Here is a 16,778-nt window from a genome sequence, read left to right as displayed (position 1 = left end):
CCGCACGCACCCGCACCTCACGGGGATACTTCGACGGACGTGCCATAACTCCATCCTCCAACTAATGAAGTCTCCAGACACCCCGGGGCGGTTCAACTTTCGCGGGTGTCCGGGGTGGGTTGGCGTGCGTTTCCCGACCGGGGTGGACTTTTCGCAAGTGCCCGGGGCCCGTTCGCCGTGCGTTTCTCGACCAGGGTCGACTTTCGCGGGTGTCCGGGGTGGGTTGGCGTGCGTTTCTCGACCGGGGTGGACTTTTCGCAAGTGCCCGGGGCCCGTTCGCCGTGCGTTTCTCGACCAGGGTCGACTTTCGCGGGTGTCCGGGGTGGGTTGGCGTGCGTTTCTCGACCGGGGTGGACTTTTCGCAAGTGCCCGGGGCCCGTTCGCCGTGCGTTTCTCGACCGGGGTCGACTTGCGCACCCAGGCGGCGAACAGGTTCGCGGGTCGGGCTGGTGTCGCGACCAAGGTCGTGGGTCGAGCTTTGTCGAAGGGCAAATCAGGTTGCCCCGTTCGGCCGGAGACGACGCGCCAAGGGCGGGCGGCCTGTTGCGGCCCGCGGGGACTTTCAGGCAGGAGAGCCGGTTGGCTGGTCGGGATTGCATCGGGTGGGATCGGATCGTGGTGTCCGGCCGGGTGGGTTGATTCGGGCGTACCCGCTGAGTGGACGCTTGTGCCACGGATGGCTGTCGTGGAGTTGGCCGAGCAGTCCGCTCGGGGCATTCGGCCGGGGCGAGGCTGGGCGGGGATCGGGTGGCACCCTGGAATTTGACCGGCAGTCGCGGCAGGCTCGGCGACACGCCGGGCAGATCGGTTGCTCGGGTCGACTGCTGGTCGAATTCCAGGGGGAGCAAGGCCGGACAATGCGTCCAGCGTCCAGCGCGACCGGTGGCGCGTGTGGTCCGGCCAAACGGGGCAGGCCTGTCAGAGCCAAGTCTCGGGTTCGGATCGCGGGACCTACGCTCCTGTCAGGTAGTTCCGGCTGGCAGGATTCGCCCGCCCTGGGTTGGCCGGACAAGCCCGCTCGGTGCACGCCGAGGATCTGAAGACGCGCCAAGGACGGGCGGGGTTCTGGAACCTCCGGCCGGGCGCCGGTTGCGCTGCGGCGATGCCCAGCCGGCGAACTTCGCCGCCCGATACCGGTGCCGGGCCGCATGACGCGGCGGACCGCACTGACCTGCCCTTCCGTGGCGCGTCTTTCCGGTCGTCAGCCCGTGACCTGACAGGGCACCCACCTGGCCTGCCCGCTTCGACTGGCTCATGACAAGCGTCGGCAGGCTCAGGGAACGATCACCCACTCGCCGGTCCGGCACCGCCCATGTCCAAGATCATCGGTGGATCCAGGACTCGGGGAATCGCCGCCGAGACCGGCGGGAGCACTTCCTTCCCTGAGCCTGTCGAAGCTTGTCCTGAGCCTGTCAAAGGGGCAGGCCAGCCCCGTCCGAGCGGCAGCGCAGGGTGGCGGGGACGGGACGTCCGGACCTGGCAGACTGACCGCCCGTGACCACTGTGCACAGCTCCGGGGCCGGGTCATCACCCCGGCGACGTCGTCTGATCGGGATCATCGCGCTGGCCGTGATCGTCGTCCTGGTTGCGGTCGGGATCGTCGTCGCGGTGGTGAGCCGGGAGGAGCCGTCCGCTCCCGTACCGCCGCCGGCGGAGCACCAGGTGCGGCAGGAGTTGATCAAGGCCGCCCGACCGGATCCCCGCTGCGCCGAGCTGAAACCGAAACAGCCCTCCGGTCAGGGGGAGGTGCGGATCGGGGTGATCCGGCTCCGCGGCCACTGCCTGATCTCCGAGACCGTGCTGACCACCGAGGCCGCGGCCGAGGCGATGCTGACCGAGCTGCGGGGCCGGCCCGACGTGGTCGCGGCCGACCGGACCCGAGAGGTGCCGCCGGCGACGGACGACCCGCACCCGGCCACCGAGGGGCAGCCGGAGCGGCAGTGGGCGCTGGACAAACTGGGCGGCGCCGACGCGCTCCGCGCGCTGTGGCCCGACGACGCCCCCGAGATCCGGGTCGGCGTCGTCGACACCGGCATCGACCAGGGGCAGGCGGAGTTCGGCGACCGGGTGATCGGGGTCAAGAACACCGAGCTCGGCCGGGACGATTACGAGTCCCACGGCACCTTCGTCTCCGGGATCATCGCCGCCGCCGACGACGGCACCGGGATGACCGGGCTGGCGCCGAAGGCCACCCTGCTCGATGCCCAATACTGGCGCGACGGCAAGTCGGTCGGCGACGAGGGCATCCACGACGAGATCATCTGGGCGGTCGACCGCGGCGCCAAGGTGGTCAATCTCTCGGCCGGCTCCTCGAACACGTCGCTGCTGCGGGCCGCGTACGACTACGCCGAGCTCAACCGGGTGGTGCTGGTCCCCGCCGTGGGCAACTGCGGCACCTCGCCGTGGCGGCCGTGGCCGCGGGAGTGGAGCGAGGTGGACAAGAAGGCCTGCCCCGAGGGGCGCAACGAGATCGCCGGCCAGGCCGACCAGCCGACCGTCGTCGGCGTCGGCGCGGTCAACGAGGACGGCGACCGGGCCGGATTCTCCTCGGCCAACCGGACCGTGATGATCATGGCTCCGGGCGAGGACGTGCTGTCGACCTGCGTCAGCCGGCTGGCCGGACCGCGCACCCTGTGCACCGGCGACGGCACCTCCTACGCCGCGCCGATGGTCACCGGCGCCGTAGCGATCTTGCTCGCCCGGCATCCGGAGGCGGCCCCGGCCGACATCCGGCAGGCGTTGATCATGAGCGCCGACCCGGTCGATGTCGCTCGCGGCTCGCGCAACGACGAGTACGGCTACGGCCGGCTCAACGTGATCGCCGCCGCGAAGTATCTCGATGATCATCCGCCGCAGCCGGCGCCGGTCGAGCCGGTGATCGCGGCGGCGACGATCTCCGGTGCTGACCATCGCACCGAGTTGATCACCACCGACGCCCGGAAGATCGAGGTGCAGCAACTCGACGGCCGCAACCAGACGCCGACGGCCGCCTTCAGCAACGACGGTGCCTGGTTCGCCGCCACCGACGGCAAGCACCTGACCGTGGTCGACACCGCCAACGGCCGGCAGCAGTCGACCGAGTGCAGTTGTTCCGGCGTCGCCTTCGGCCCGAAGAACGAGGTGGTCACGGTCACCCGTTCCGATCCGATGCGGATCACGCGCTACGACCCGTACACGGCCGACTGGGTCTCCACCACCGACGCCAAGCAGGGCGGCCTGACCGGCTACACCGTCCGGGCCGTGGCGGCGGTGCGCGACCTGACCATCGTCGTCGGCGCGTCCCGTTCCCAGTACGGGAGCCACGATGATCTGCTCGGCATCGGCAAGGACGGAACGATGTATGCGCTCGCGACCTCCGGCGACGGATTCGGGCAGGTCGCGGTGTCCGACGACGGTCGCTGGCTCGTGGCCTCGGGCGTGCCCACCTGCGCCGAGGACCCGCGCGCGCTCCGCCTGCTCGACCTGAAGAAGCGGAGTGCGGGGGAATATCCGCCCGAGCAGGAATGGTCGACGCTGGTGGCCCCGGTGGCCGCCGCCTCCTGCGCCACCACCTCGCTGCACTTCGAGGGGTCGACCCTGGTGGCCGGCTGGATGGCCGTCGGCGACGGGGTGCGGGTCGCCTGCCCGAAACCGGACGAGTCCCTCGCCGTCTCCGGCTCGCTGGCGATCAAGCCGTTCGCGCCCGCGGCGGGTGTCCGGCAGGTCTCCTGGACCGACATCGCCTGCGGCGCGGCCGGGGTCTGGCACCCGGAGGACGGCTATCAGTTGCAGCTCAAGCCCGGGCCGTCGTCGCCGGAACTGCACCGGACGCCGAAGTCCTATTCCTTGATCAGCAAGCAGCCGGACGGCAATGGCGAGACGGTCCTGGCCGACGGAGCCGAAACCGTCCTCGTCCGCCCCCGCTGACCCACGCGGACCGGGCGTCCGACCAGTCAGCGGCGACGCGACCAGTCTTGTCAGCCGCGACCACTGCAGCGGTCGCGGCAGCCGGTAGCGGTCGCGTGCGGATCAAGAGCGCCTCGGAGTCGGCCGGCCGCTCAGGCCAGGGGCAGGGCGTTCTTGATCATGGTCAGTTGGCGGCGTTCCTCGGTGAAGTTCCGCGGCCGCGGCTGATCGGGGTTGGTGTCCAGGATGAGATCAGCGGCCCCGAGCCGGCGCAGTTCGACGACGTCGCCGACCACCTGACCGAGCGACCCCACGCCGAGCGGTCGGTCATCCGGCGCCGGGTCGGGTTGCAGCCGGGCCTTGATCCGGACCGCGAGCTCGGGCACCGGCCGGCCGAGCTCGGCGGCCGCGGCGGCCAACCCCGGCAGCCCGATCTCGCGCAGCCAGCCGAGCTCCGGGTTGATCGGATGCCAGGCCGTACCGAAGCGGGCCGCGCGCCGGATCGCCGCGGGCGCGTGGCCGCCGACCCACAGCGGCAGCCGGCCGCCGGGCGGGGTCGGCCCGGTCGCGACGTCGGTGAACCGGAAGTCGGGCGTCTCGGCGCTCACCGTGTCCGCGGCCCAGGCCCGGGTGATCACGTCGAGGTGGTCGTCGCTGGTCCGGCCGCGGGCCCGGAAGTCGAGCCCGAAGGCCTCGAACTCGGTCCGGGACCAGCCGGTGCCGACGCCGAGGACGAACCGGCCGTCGCTGTATTCCTGCACCATCGCGCTCATCCGGGCCACCAGCAGCGGATGCCGGTACGGCAGCACGACGACTGAGGTGCCCAGTCGGACCGTCGACGTCCGCCCGGCCAGCCAGGACAGCAGCACGAACGGGTCGTGGAAGGGTGGCGGATAGATCGCCGCCACCTCCGGCGTCGGCGCCACGTGGTCGGAGACGACCACCTGGTCGAAGCCGGCGTCCTCGGCGTAGCCGGCCCAGTCGAGCAGGGTCGCGGCGGTCGTCTCCGGCCCGAAGTTGGGCAGATTGATCCCGAGTCTCATCGCGTCGCCAGGAAGGCGCGGAACGGCTCGGCCAGCTCGTCCGGTCCGAGCCCGGAGTCGACCTGCCGCGCGATGCCCGACAGCAGTTCGGTGACCGCGTCCATCAGCCGGCCGGTGTGGTCCGGGTTCGGATCCAGGTCGGTCGGCACCAGTTCCCGGCCGGCGGCGTACACGATCTCCGTGACGCCGGCGGCCGCGGCGACGGTGCGGCAGATCGCGCACGGCTCGCAACTCGAGTAGACGACCGTCCCGGCCAGTCCGGCCAGGCCGACCCGGCGGCCGGCGTCGCGGATCGCGTCCACCTCGCCGTGGGCGGACGGGTCGGAGTCGGCCAGGGCCCGGTTGGCGCCGACGCCGATCACCGTGCCGTCACGGACCACGGCCGCCGTGAACGGGAGTTGGCCCGCGGTGCCGTGCTCGACGGCCAGTCGTACGGTCCGGGCCAGCAGCCCGGCCTCCCCGTCGAGCGCGGACAGGTCGGCGCCGAGCAGCTCGGTCAGCCCGGCCGGTAGCAGAATTTCGGTCATGACCCGGAAGATAGGTGCTGACACCGGTGTCAGGGGCAAGAACGGGGAGGGATTCGATGCGGATCGGCGAGATGCGGATCGGGGAGCTGTCGGACCGGACCGGCGCCAGCGTCCGGTCCATCCGCTACTACGAGCGGCAGGGGCTGCTCGGCGCGGACCGGAGCAGCAGCGGGCAGCGGGTGTTCCGGCCCGACGCGGTGCAGCGGGTCGAGCTGATCCGCCGGCTGCTGGACGCGGGGCTGAACAGTCGCTCGATCGCCGACGTGCTGCCCTGCATCACCGATCCGAGCATCCGGACTCCCTACCTGGCCCTGCGGCTGGGCCAGGAACGCGCCCGGATCCTGGCCGAGATCGACCAGCTCAGCCGCACGGCCGAGGCCCTGGACGAGGTGATCGACGAAATCTCGGTCGTCCCGGACCACGATCGCTCGTAGGGTCGTGATCATGGGCTTCATCGAGACGGTCAATGTCGGCGCCGCCAGACCGAATCCGTACAAGCAAGCGGACTCGACCGGGATCGACAAGCGGCCCGCGGACGGTCCGGTGCAGGTCCGGCCGCCGGGGCCGAAACACGGTGGGTTGGGCAGCGGGGTGGTCGGCGACTTCATCGGCGACCGGCGGAGCCACGGCGGTGATCGCCAGGCCCTGTATGTCTTCCAGCGCGAGGATCTGGACGACTGGGCCGAGCGGCTCGGCCGAGAGCTCGGCAACGGCTACTTCGGCGAGAACCTGACCACCCGCGGCGTCGACGTCAGCGGGGCCCGGATCGGGGAGCGGTGGCGGCTCGGCGCCGACGTCGTGGCTCGGGTCACCGCGCCGCGGATCCCGTGCTCGACGTTTCGTGGCTGGACCGGCGAGAAGGGCTGGCTGAAGCACTTCGTCCGCGATCGCCGGCCGGGCACGTACCTGGAGATCCTCGAGGCCGGCGAGCTCAGCGCCGGTGACCCGATCGAGGTGATCAGCCGGCCCGATCACGACGTCACGATCGCGTACGCCTTCGCCGCCCTGATCGACTCGCCCGAGCTGCTGCCGGGCCTGTTGGCGGCAGGCCGGGATGACCTGGGCGAGGAGCTGTTCCGGATGGCGTCGAACGGCGAGACGTTCTCCCTGGGCTGAACGCGGCGACCCTTCTCGACCGGGCTCGGTCAGTAGGCTGGAGAGGTGCCCGCGAGGGTCGCCGGACGTGCTTTTGACCGGCGAGGACGTAGCGGATAACCTTGGTCCTTGTGTTCGGGCTCGCCCGAATCTTCGTGCGTGCCCGACCTTGATCCCCGTGATCGGAGCGTGTTTCGCACAGCTGTCCGGCCGGGGTTCCCTGGCGGGACGCACCCAACGATCCGGTGACAGAAAGAGATATTCAGCGGTGCCCACAATTCAGCAGTTGGTCCGGAAGGGCCGCGCAGACAAGGTGAGCAAGTCGAAGACGCCTGCGCTCAAGGGTTCGCCTCAGCGGCGGGGCGTGTGCACGCGCGTCTACACCACCACTCCGAAGAAGCCGAACTCGGCTCTGCGCAAGGTCGCCCGGGTCAAGCTGTCCTCGGGGGTCGAGGTCACCGCCTACATCCCCGGCGTGGGTCACAACCTGCAGGAGCACTCGATGGTGCTGGTCCGCGGTGGCCGCGTTCGTGACCTGCCGGGTGTCCGGTACAAGGTCATTCGCGGCTCGCTGGACGCGCAGGGCGTCAAGAACCGCAAGCAGGCTCGCAGCCGCTACGGCGCGAAGAAGGAGAAGTAATGCCCCGCAATGGCCCCGCCCCGCGGCGCCCGGTGATGGTCGATCCGGTTTACGGTTCGCCGCTGGTCAGCCAGCTGGTGAGCAAGGTGCTGGTCGACGGCAAGAAGACCATCGCGCAGAACATCGTCTACTCGGCCCTGGAGGGCACCCGGGCCAAGACCGGTGTCGATCCGGTGCAGACGCTGAAGCGGGCCCTGGACAACGTGCGCCCCGCGCTCGAGGTGAAGAGCCGCCGGGTCGGTGGCGCCACCTACCAGGTGCCGATCGACGTGAAGCCGGGTCGGTCGACGACCCTGGCGTTGCGCTGGCTGATCACCTTCTCCCGGCAGCGGCGTGAGAAGACGATGTCCGAGCGGCTGATGAACGAACTGCTGGACGCCTCGAACGGCCTGGGAGCCGCGGTCAAGCGCCGCGAGGACACCCACAAGATGGCCGAGGCGAACCGCGCCTTCGCGCACTACCGCTGGTAACGAGGACTGCGGGTGCGGCCCGCCCGCCCGAGCTCGTCTCGGGCGGGGCCGCACCTACCGGCCGGTGAACCCGGCATCACCACCCCGCCCCCGAAGCCGGAAGCTTCTGAGGGGCATCGCATGTTTAGACACAGATAGAGGTTGAACGCTTTCGTGGCCGTCGACATCAAGACCGACCTGGGCAAGGTCCGCAACATCGGGATCATGGCCCACATCGATGCGGGCAAGACCACCACCACCGAGCGGATCTTGTTCTACACCGGCATCAACTACAAGATCGGTGAGGTCCACGACGGCGCGGCCACGATGGACTGGATGGAGCAGGAGCAGGAGCGCGGCATCACGATCACGTCCGCCGCGACGACCTGCCACTGGAAAGATCACCAGATCAACATCATCGACACCCCCGGTCACGTGGACTTCACCATCGAGGTCGAGCGCAACCTGCGCGTCCTCGACGGTGCCGTCGCCGTGTTCGACGGTGTCGCCGGCGTCGAGCCGCAGAGCCAGACCGTGTGGCGGCAGGCCAACCGGTACGGCGTGCCGCGGATCTGCTTCGTCAACAAGCTGGACCGGACCGGCGCGAGCTTCGAGTTCTGCGTGAAGACGATCAAGGAACGGCTCAACGCCGTCCCCGCCGTGATGCAGCTGCCGATCGGCGCCGAGGGCGACTTCATCGGCGTGATCGACCTGGTCAAGATGCAGGCCCTGACCTGGCGCGGCGAGACCGCGATCGGTGAGGACTACGAGATCGAAGAGATCCCGGCCGACCAGAAGGAGCAGGCGGAGCAGGCGCACGCCGAGCTGGTCGAGCTGGTCGCCGAGCACGACGACGAGCTGATGGAGGTCTACCTGGAGGGCGAGGAGCCCACCGCGGAGCAGCTCCAGCATGCCGTCCGGCGGGCCGTCCTGGCCAGCACGATCACCGCCGTGTTCTGTGGCTCGGCGTTCAAGAACAAGGGTGTCCAGCCGCTGCTCGACGCGGTGATCGCGTACCTGCCGGCCCCGCTCGACGTCCCGGCCATCGAGGGCTTCAAGCCCGGCGACGAGTCGGTCGTGATCGAGCGGCACCCGACCGACCAGGATCCGCTGTCGGCGCTGGCGTTCAAGATCGCCTCGGATCCGCACCTGGGCAAGCTGACGTACGTCCGGGTCTACTCCGGGCGGCTGGAAGCCGGCACCCAGGTGATGAACAGCACCAAGCTGCGCAAGGAGCGCATCGGCAAGGTGTATCAGATGCACGCCAACAAGCGTGAGGAGATCGCCTCGGTCGGTGCCGGCCAGATCGTCGCCGTGATGGGTCTGAAGGACACCACCACCGGCGAGACGCTGTCCGATCCGAACAACCTGGTCGTGCTGGAGTCGATGGACTTCCCGGCGCCGGTGATCGAGCAGGCGATCGAGCCGAAGACCAAGTCGGACCAGGAGAAGCTGGGTGTCGCCATCCAGCGGCTGGCCGAGGAGGATCCGACGTTCCGCGTGCACACCGACGAGGAGACCGGCCAGACGATCATCGCCGGCATGGGTGAGCTGCACCTCGAGGTGATGATCGACCGGATGAAGCGCGAGTTCAAGGTCGAGGCCAACATCGGTAAGCCCCAGGTGGCCTACCGGGAGACCCTGCGGCGCAAGGTCGAGAAGGTCGAATACCTGCACAAGAAGCAGTCCGGTGGTTCCGGTCAGTACGCGAAGGTGCTGATCGATCTCGAGCCGCAGGAAGCGGGTTCGGGCTACGAATTCGTGAACGCCGTGACCGGTGGCCGGATCCCGCGGGAATACATCCCCTCGGTGGATCAGGGCATCCAGGAGTCCATGCAGTTCGGCATCCTGGCCGGTTATCCGGTGGAGGACATCAAGGTCACCCTGACCGACGGTGCGTACCACGACGTCGACTCCTCGGAGCTGGCGTTCAAGATCGCCGGCTCGATGGTCTTCAAGGAGGCCGCACGGCGGGCCGACCCGGCGCTGCTGGAGCCGATGATGGCGGTCGAGGTGACCACTCCGGAGGACTACCTCGGCACCGTGATCGGCGACCTGAACGCCCGGCGCGGCCAGGTGCAGGAGATGAAGGAACAGCACGGCAACAAGGTTGTCGATGCGCTGGTGCCGCTGTCGGAGATGTTCGGTTACGTCGGTGATCTTCGTTCGAAGACCTCCGGCCAGGCGAGCTACACGATGGAGTTCCACTCCTACGCCGAGGTGCCCAAGACCATCTCCGAGGAGATCGTTCAGAAGTCCCGGGGCGAGTAGAACCTCGACCGGAATTCCTGTTCTGCGTGACGGTTTGACCTGAACGCTGAAAATCACAAAACTTAGGCCGGGCTGCGTCCGACCTAGCAGTCCACAAGAAAAATAGGCGCCCCGCGACCGCGTGGCGACAAACCCAGAAGGAGCCCAAGTGGCAAAGGCCAAGTTCGAGCGGACTAAGCCGCACGTCAACATCGGCACCATCGGGCACATCGACCACGGCAAGACCACGTTGACCGCGGCGATCTCGAAGGTGCTCCACGACCACGATCCCGTTGGCAACCCGAACACCGAAGCGTTCGAGAACATCGACAAGGCGCCGGAAGAGCGGCAGCGGGGCATCACGATCTCGATCACGCACATCGAGTACCAGACCGAGGCGCGTCACTACGCTCACGTCGACTGCCCCGGTCACGCCGACTACATCAAGAACATGATCACCGGTGCGGCCCAGATGGACGGCGCGATCCTCGTGGTCGCGGCGACCGACGGCCCGATGCCGCAGACCCGTGAGCACGTGCTGCTCGCGCGTCAGGTCGGTGTGCCGGCGATCGTCGTCGCGCTGAACAAGTGCGACATGGTCGACGACGAGGAGATCCTGGAGCTGGTCGAGCTCGAGGTTCGCGAGCTGCTGGAGAGCCAGGAGTTCGACGGCGACAACGCCCCCATCGTCAAGGTCGCGGCCTTCCCGGCGCTGAACGGCGACGAGAAGTGGGCCGGATCGATCCTCGAGCTGATGAAGGCCGTGGACGACTACATCCCGCAGCCCGAGCGTGACGTCGACAAGCCGTTCCTGATGCCGGTCGAGGATGTCTTCACGATCACCGGTCGTGGCACCGTTGTGACCGGCCGGATCGAGCGGGGCATCGTCAAGGTCAACGAGACCGTCGACATCATCGGCATCCGCGAGACCAAGCAGACCACCACGGTCACCGGTGTCGAGATGTTCCGCAAGCTCCTCGACGAGGGCCAGGCGGGCGAGAACGTCGGCCTGCTGCTTCGTGGCACCAAGCGCGAAGACGTCGAGCGCGGCATGGTGATCATCAAGCCGGGCACCACGACTCCGCACACGGAGTTCGAGGCGCGCGTCTACATCCTGAGCAAGGAGGAGGGCGGCCGTCACACGCCGTTCTTCAACAACTACCGCCCGCAGTTCTACTTCCGGACGACCGACGTCACCGGCGTCGTTCAGCTCCCGGAGGGCACCGACATGGTGATGCCGGGCGACAACACCGACATGGTCGTTCAGCTGATCCAGCCGATCGCCATGGAGGAAGAGCTGAAGTTCGCGATCCGCGAGGGTGGCCGCACCGTCGGCGCCGGCCGGGTCACCAAGATCCTGAAGTGATCATCTTCAGCTGATCAACTGATCATCGTCGAAGCCCCGGTCCGCAGCAGCGGGCCGGGGCTTCGTCATGTCCGGGCCACCTCGGCCACCTCGGGCTCGCGGGGACGGGACTCGGGCTTGGGTGCGTTTCTCTACCTGTGGCGAGAAATGCGCGCAGATCACCTGTTTCGCGGGTCTTTCCTCTACCTGTGACGACTAACGTCCGCCGGTCGATGATTCGACGGCGGTCGCGGCCCGACCCGGGAAGAGCCGCGCCCACTCCGCCGGAACCTTTCGCCGCGGAAGGTCGGCCCCTCTGCTGCCCAAGGTCTCGCTGATCCGCGCCAGCACCGCGGCGGGCTCGGTGTAGAACGCCCGCGCGGTGACAACGACCGACCGCCAGCCGGCGCGCTCCAGCTCTTCGCGTCTCAGGATGTCGGCGTTCCATTGGCCCGGATCGTCGGCATGGTGGCGGCCGTCGTACTCGATGATCACCATGTACGCCGGGTAGCAGATCTCGAACCGCCAGCGCCACGATCCATCGGGATAGCGAATGATCAGGTTGACCACCGGCTCGGGAAATCCGGCCAGCACGATCAACAGACGGACCCGGGTTTCCATCGGCGAGTCCACGCCGGTACGCACAAAGCGAGCGGCCCGTCGAGCGACCCGGGACCCTCGACCGGTCCAGTCGGCGGCGGCCTTGATCAACTTCTCGGGGGTGGTCAGCTCCCTCCGGACCAGCGAGTCGCCGAGGACCACCAGGTCGATCAGGCCCACTCTGGCCGACGCCAACTCCAGAAAGGTCTGCTCCGGACTCGAGACGAGGATCCCGTGCCGCGACCGCGGCGCCGCGTCGAACTGGATCCGGTGAGCCACGATTCCGCGGCGAATGCTCCGTGTCAGCGGCGTCGGGGCACTGAGGTGGGTGTCCGTCGTCGCCGGTGCCACCCCGCCCCAGAGCTGTGCTGCGGTGTGATGGCTGGCGTACGAACCCGGCGGCGCGATGTGCAGCGCGGCCATGGCACGGTGTCTGATGTCGAGGGGGACCCGCCGGTCGAGATAGATCCCGTGGAAGATGCGCCGATACTCTGGACCGGCCAACTCCTTCACGCTGATCTTGGCCGCCAGCGCCTCCGCCCGAGTGAACGGGCGCGCAGTTGTAAATGTCATCCCGACAGCCTGAACAAACTCGGCTCGCCGCGGAGCGCCGAACCGGGGTTGTCCACAACCCAGTTTGCACAACTTGCCTTCTGTCCACAGCCTTCCCGACGGTGCGCATCCCTACCTGTGCGGAGAAATCGCCCGGTGACCGGGCCGCGGGTTGGGGCGTTTCTCGCCACAGGTAGAGAAATTCGCCCGGATCAGGCCAGGTCGGTCGAACTTCTCGCCACAGGTAGAGAATTGCGTTCGGATCGGGCTCGGGCTGGTGCGTTTCTCGCCACAGGTAGAGAAACGCATCAGGCCCTGGTCGCGGACCGGGGAGGCGTTGCCCGGGGTCGGTCAGGCGCAGCGGCGGAAGTTGTCGATCCAGGCGTAGCCGCGGCCGGTGGTGCCGTCGGGCCAGGGTTGGACGGTCTCCGGGGCGAAAACGCTGTTGAAGAGCCAGGGGGCCTTGTCGGGACCCCAGTTCTCGGCCATCTCGGGCCCCTGCTTGTAGCCGTAGGTGCCGAGGGCGAAGCGGCCGGTGGCGCGGAACAGGGCGAGCTGGTTGCAGACGTAGTTCTTGCGGGATTCGTACCACGGGCTGGCGGCGAGGAAGTCGTTCCACTTGGCCTGCGGGAACGGGTTCGCGATGGCGGCCTCGACCACCTGCCAGACCTTGAGGTCCGAGGGCAGATCGTATTCGGCGAGGAAGGCGGCCGGGGCGGGGTCGGTCAGGTGCTTCTTCCAGTGGTGCACCAGCGAGAACTCCGTGGCGAGGAAGCGCTGGTCTGGGCGCAGCCGGGCCAGGACGTAGTCGACGAAGGGCTGGGAGTCCTCGATGTACGGCACGTGCGGGTGGATGTCGACGCCGAGGAGATCCGGCTCGCTCGCGGCGAACCGGACCCAGCGGTCGGTCGTCGGCGTCTGTTGCTCGGGCTTCTGCAGGTTGTTCAGTGCGCCCAGATAGAGCTGGGTCGGGCAGTCGGCGCCGCAGTGTCGGCGGCGATAGTCGATCACCTGCCGGGTGATCGTTTCGTAGAAGACGTTGAGGGTTTCGTTCCGGTCCTCCGGCCGGCTCTCGATGAACGGTTCGTTGCCGATGATCAAGATATCGACCCGGCCCAGCACCGCGGTCAGCAGCTTGGTCACGCGCTCCTGCTCCCGCGCCAGCTCGGGGCTGCCGGGTGCCGGGAATGCCTCGTTGTAGAAGGGAAACTTCATGCTCAGCACGGTGCCGTAGCCGCGCTCCCGGGCCATCATCAGCTTGCGGATCCCCGGACCGTCCTCGGGCGCCTGCGCGTCGGCCCACGGCATGGCGTAGAAGCCGCGCACCCACTCGGTCTGGCCGAGCTCCAACTCGTCGAACTCGAGCAGGGGCAGGCGTTCGTTGAAGTTCGCGCCGAGGGCTCCCTGGGGGTCGCGGGCCGCGGTCCTGGTCGGGTCGGTGCTCGGCTCGGCTCCGGCACTGCCGGCTCCGCCGAGGGCGGCGGCCATGATCAAGGTCATTCCGGCGATCAGGGCGGTGGTCCGTCGAGGTGTCGACATGGGCGTGCTCCTTTGCTCGCTTGAAGATCAAGAGGTACGGGCTCGGATCAGGGAGTGGCTTCCATCCGGCTGGCCGACGGGTTGTCCCGGACGTCATCCGTGTCGATCGGATACATGGAGGTCATCCAGTGGTGGAAGTTGTCGCCGCGATCGCGGAGCAGTCGGTAGAGCCGGGCGGTCAGCTCGGTGCGGAGGTCGGCGAAGGCCGGGTCCTCGTGCCGGTTGATCAGCTCGTCGGGGTCGGCGGCGAGATCGTAGAGCTCGTTCACCGAGTCGGGATTGATCACCAGCTTGTATCGCTCGGTGCGCAGCATCCGTTGTGGATAGGGGAAATGGTGCCCGTGGAACTCGCAGACGAGATCGTCGTCCCAGCGCGGCGACTCGCCCCGCACCAAGGGCACCAGGCTCCGCGAGTCGACCGCCGGCGTCGGGTCGCAGCCGGTCAGCTCGAGGATCGTCGCGGTGCAGTCGGTCAGGCTGACGAACTCGTCGCGGACCTGACCGGCCGGGGCACCGGGGATCTTGATCAACCCCGGCGTCCGATAGATGTCCTCATACATGGCGGGGCCCTTGTCGTGCAGCCGGTGGGCGCCGGTGAACTCGCCATGATCGGCGGTGAAGAAGATCGCCGTGTCATCGTCCAGCCCGAGCCGGTCGACCGCGTCCAGCACCCGGCCGAGTTGCTCGTCGATCATGGTCACGTAACCCCAGTAGGCGGCGATCAGCTTCCGGCTGTCCGCGGCCGCCATCGTGTCGAAGGCCCAATGGGCGCTGTAGTTGCGCTGCACCGGTGGCTTGCCGGCGAAGGTCTCCGCCGCCGACGCCGGCAACTCGATGGTCGCCGGATCGTAGAGATCGAAGTAGTGATCGGGCAGCACGTACGGCAGGTGCGGCCCGAAGAAGTTCAGCGCCAGATAGAACGGCTTCCCGTCGGTGTCATGATCAGCGGCGTACCGTTCCAGCAGTTCGATCGTCCGGGTCGCCAGGTAGGCCTCGAAGGTCGCTTCGACGGGCTGATGCAGGCGTGCGGCCAGCAGGTTGCCCGGCCGTCCGTTCGGCATCGTGCCGCGCATCTCGTCGGTGATCTTGTGCGGCGGCAGGTCGCGCTCGGCCAGATAGGCCAGGTAGTCGGCGTGATCGACCGGGTTGTGCCAGCCCGGCAGGTCGGGCCCGTCGAAGCCGAAGTCGGCCGCGGTGAGCCGGGTCCCGGTGTGCCACTTCCCGATCAGGCCGCAGTTGTAGCCGCGCTCGCGCAGCGCCCGGGAGAAGCTGAACGAGTCGGCCGGCAGGTCCTCCAGATAGCCGACGTTGCGCTCGGCGTTGGCCAGCAGCCGGTGTCGGAACGGCGCCTGGCCGGTGAGCAGGCTGGCCCGCGCCGGCGTGCAGATGGCGGTCGGGGTGTACCAGCGGTCGAACCGGGTCCCGCCGGCGGCGAGCCGGTCGAGGTTCGGCGTGCGGATCCGCTCGTTGCCGTAGCAGCCGAGGGTGTCGACCCGGTGCTGGTCGGTCATCAGGAACAGCACGTTGGCGGTCATGATGCATCCCGATCCGTGGCCTGATGATCATCATCGGCCGCCGTACCGGCAGCGGAGTCGGTGGGGTGCGGGTAGTTGGCCAGCAGCGGCGACGTGTGCAGCAGCGCCGCGACCGCACCGAGGGCGCCGTCCTCGTCGCCCAGCGTGGCCAGCCGCAGCTTCAGTTCGGTGCCCGCCATCGGCTGCAGCTCCCAGTTGATCATGGTCTGGGCCTGCGCCAGCAGCTGGGGCGCGAGCTGGGCGAGCTCCCCGCCGACCACGATCTCGGCCGGGTTGAGGGTGATCGCCATGGTGCCGAGCACCCGGCCGAGGGCCTCCCCGGCGTCCCGCAGCACCCGATCGACGAGCGGGTCGGCCTTGGCGACGGCGGTCCGCAGCTCGGCCAGTGAGGTGACCGGGGCGCCGAGCTCCTGACACCGGCCGAGGATCGCCGGCACGGAGGCGATGGTCTCCAGGCAGCCCCGCTTGCCGCAGCGACAGTCGGGACCGTCCAGCCGGACCGACACATGGCCCAGCTCGCCGGCGAAACCGGCCGCCCCGGTCACCAGACGGCCGCCGATCACCAGGCCGCCGCCGATGCCGTCGGACAGCCGGACGTAGACCAGATGATCGGTTTCGGCACCGCCCCAGACCGCCTCGGCCAGGCCGGCCAGCCGAGTGTTGTTGTCGATCATGATCGGCACCGCGTACTGCTCCCGCAGCCGGTTCCGGACGAACTCGCTCGGGGTCGTCTCCGGATGATCATCGGTGTCGAAGGTCGGCATCCGCGGCGAGAACGGCCCGGGAAAACCGACCCCGATGCCGTGCAGCCCGGCCAGCTCCACGTCGTCGCGTCGGCCGAGCTCGCCCAGCAGTTCGAGCGCCTCGGTGACCCGCGCCGGCCAGTCCGACTCGCTCGGATAGCGCCGGATCTCGGAGGCGACCAGCCGGTGCGCGGCGTCGACCACGACCAGGTGCACCCGCCGGTGCCCGAAGTCGATGCCGACCAGCTGACCGGCTCGCGGATTGAGCGCCAACCGGGTGGCCGGCCGGCCCCGGCCGACCGTCGCCGGCCTGGTGGTGGCATCGTCGCCGTCGACCGTGATGATCATGGAACGACCCAGCAGATCACTGGTGATGTCGGACATCGTCGTCCGCGAGATCCCCACCCGCCGCGCGAGCTCCGCCCGGCTCAGCGGCCCGAGGTCGCGCAGGGCGGCGATCACCTTCTCCTCGTGATCGCGGCGCATCGGATGCCCGCCGTCGTGGTTCTGCACCCGCTCACTGTAGGACACCGCACCATTTACGACAATCAAAAGTTCTAACGTTCCATGATTTA

Annotated in this window: 13 protein-coding genes; 7 read left to right on the top strand and 6 right to left on the bottom strand. The window is 68.7% G+C overall.

Annotation, left to right across the window (positions count from 1 at the left end; translation table 11 throughout):
* Positions 1–1,494: 1,494 nt before the first annotated feature.
* Positions 1,495–3,906 (top strand): S8 family peptidase, encoded by a 2,412-nt coding sequence (locus FNH24_RS09665; protein WP_152361959.1) that lies wholly within the window; start codon positions 1,495–1,497, stop codon positions 3,904–3,906.
* A gap of 131 nt (positions 3,907–4,037) precedes the next feature.
* Here the strand turns inward: FNH24_RS09665 and FNH24_RS09660 are convergent, their stop codons facing one another.
* Together FNH24_RS09660 and FNH24_RS09655 are read right to left on the bottom strand one after the other, a co-directional pair.
* Positions 4,038–4,928 carry a TIGR03619 family F420-dependent LLM class oxidoreductase gene (locus FNH24_RS09660; protein ID WP_152361958.1) on the bottom strand — a complete coding sequence of 297 codons (891 nt, stop codon included), beginning with the start codon at positions 4,926–4,928 and terminating at the stop codon, positions 4,038–4,040.
* Positions 4,925–5,455, bottom strand: a complete 531-nt coding sequence (locus FNH24_RS09655; RefSeq protein WP_152361957.1) for a nucleoside deaminase — start codon at positions 5,453–5,455, stop codon at positions 4,925–4,927. The genes FNH24_RS09660 and FNH24_RS09655 overlap by 4 nt, the downstream gene beginning before the upstream one ends.
* Before the next feature lie 56 nt (positions 5,456–5,511).
* Here FNH24_RS09655 and FNH24_RS09650 point away from each other — a divergent pair, with 56 nt between their 5' ends.
* The 6 genes from FNH24_RS09650 to tuf all read left to right on the top strand — a co-directional run bounded on the left by FNH24_RS09650 (position 5,512) and on the right by tuf (position 11,255).
* Positions 5,512–5,889 carry a MerR family transcriptional regulator gene (locus FNH24_RS09650; protein WP_246186823.1) on the top strand — a complete coding sequence of 126 codons (378 nt, stop codon included), beginning with the start codon at positions 5,512–5,514 and terminating at the stop codon, positions 5,887–5,889.
* A gap of 10 nt (positions 5,890–5,899) precedes the next feature.
* Positions 5,900–6,571 (top strand): MOSC domain-containing protein, encoded by a 672-nt coding sequence (locus tag FNH24_RS09645; RefSeq protein WP_152361956.1) that lies wholly within the window; start codon positions 5,900–5,902, stop codon positions 6,569–6,571.
* Positions 6,572–6,818: 247 nt separating this feature from the next.
* Complete coding sequence (gene rpsL, locus FNH24_RS09640; RefSeq protein WP_152361955.1) at positions 6,819–7,190, top strand: 30S ribosomal protein S12; 372 nt, start codon at positions 6,819–6,821, stop codon at positions 7,188–7,190.
* A complete protein-coding gene (gene rpsG / locus FNH24_RS09635; protein ID WP_152361954.1) occupies positions 7,190–7,660 on the top strand; it encodes a 30S ribosomal protein S7 in 471 nt (156 codons plus the stop codon). Before rpsL ends, rpsG begins: the two co-directional genes overlap by 1 nt.
* A gap of 153 nt (positions 7,661–7,813) precedes the next feature.
* Positions 7,814–9,910 (top strand): elongation factor G, encoded by a 2,097-nt coding sequence (gene fusA, locus FNH24_RS09630; protein WP_152361953.1) that lies wholly within the window; start codon positions 7,814–7,816, stop codon positions 9,908–9,910.
* 148 nt (positions 9,911–10,058) lie between these two features.
* The gene (gene tuf, locus FNH24_RS09625) at positions 10,059–11,255 is read left to right on the top strand and encodes an elongation factor Tu (protein WP_152361952.1); all 1,197 of its coding nucleotides are present in this window, start codon (positions 10,059–10,061) and stop codon (positions 11,253–11,255) included.
* 195 nt (positions 11,256–11,450) lie between these two features.
* Here tuf and FNH24_RS09620 read toward each other — a convergent pair whose 3' ends face one another.
* The 4 genes from FNH24_RS09620 to FNH24_RS09605 form a co-directional block, all read right to left on the bottom strand.
* Complete coding sequence (locus tag FNH24_RS09620; protein ID WP_152361951.1) at positions 11,451–12,407, bottom strand: hypothetical protein; 957 nt, start codon at positions 12,405–12,407, stop codon at positions 11,451–11,453.
* A 330-nt stretch (positions 12,408–12,737) separates the two neighbouring features.
* A complete protein-coding gene (locus tag FNH24_RS09615) occupies positions 12,738–13,925 on the bottom strand; it encodes a hypothetical protein (RefSeq protein ID WP_217428130.1) in 1,188 nt (395 codons plus the stop codon).
* 47 nt (positions 13,926–13,972) lie between these two features.
* Entirely contained in the window at positions 13,973–15,460 is a 1,488-nt protein-coding gene (locus FNH24_RS09610; RefSeq protein WP_152361950.1) for a sulfatase family protein, read from the bottom strand.
* Entirely contained in the window at positions 15,457–16,716 is a 1,260-nt protein-coding gene (locus tag FNH24_RS09605) for an ROK family transcriptional regulator (protein WP_217428129.1), read from the bottom strand. The genes FNH24_RS09610 and FNH24_RS09605 overlap by 4 nt, the downstream gene beginning before the upstream one ends.
* Positions 16,717–16,778 lie beyond the last annotated feature (62 nt).

The sequence above is a fragment of the Microlunatus speluncae genome (assembly GCF_009299835.1).
Lineage (GTDB): Bacteria > Actinomycetota > Actinomycetes > Propionibacteriales > Propionibacteriaceae > Microlunatus > Microlunatus speluncae.
Note: the sequence above shows the minus strand (reverse complement) of the source record. Positions and strands in the feature narration are given on the sequence as shown.

Coding starts and splice junctions, on each gene's coding strand:
- FNH24_RS09660 (WP_152361958.1), bottom strand. CDS start 4,928: ATGAGACTCGGGATCAATCTGCCCAACTTCGGGCCGGAGACGACCGCC.
- FNH24_RS09655 (WP_152361957.1), bottom strand. CDS start 5,455: ATGACCGAAATTCTGCTACCGGCCGGGCTGACCGAGCTGCTCGGCGCC.
- FNH24_RS09650 (WP_246186823.1), top strand. CDS start 5,512: ATGCGGATCGGCGAGATGCGGATCGGGGAGCTGTCGGACCGGACCGGC.
- FNH24_RS09645 (WP_152361956.1), top strand. CDS start 5,900: ATGGGCTTCATCGAGACGGTCAATGTCGGCGCCGCCAGACCGAATCCG.
- rpsG (WP_152361954.1), top strand. CDS start 7,190: ATGCCCCGCAATGGCCCCGCCCCGCGGCGCCCGGTGATGGTCGATCCG.
- FNH24_RS09620 (WP_152361951.1), bottom strand. CDS start 12,407: ATGACATTTACAACTGCGCGCCCGTTCACTCGGGCGGAGGCGCTGGCG.
- FNH24_RS09615 (WP_217428130.1), bottom strand. CDS start 13,925: ATGTCGACACCTCGACGGACCACCGCCCTGATCGCCGGAATGACCTTG.
- FNH24_RS09610 (WP_152361950.1), bottom strand. CDS start 15,460: ATGACCGCCAACGTGCTGTTCCTGATGACCGACCAGCACCGGGTCGAC.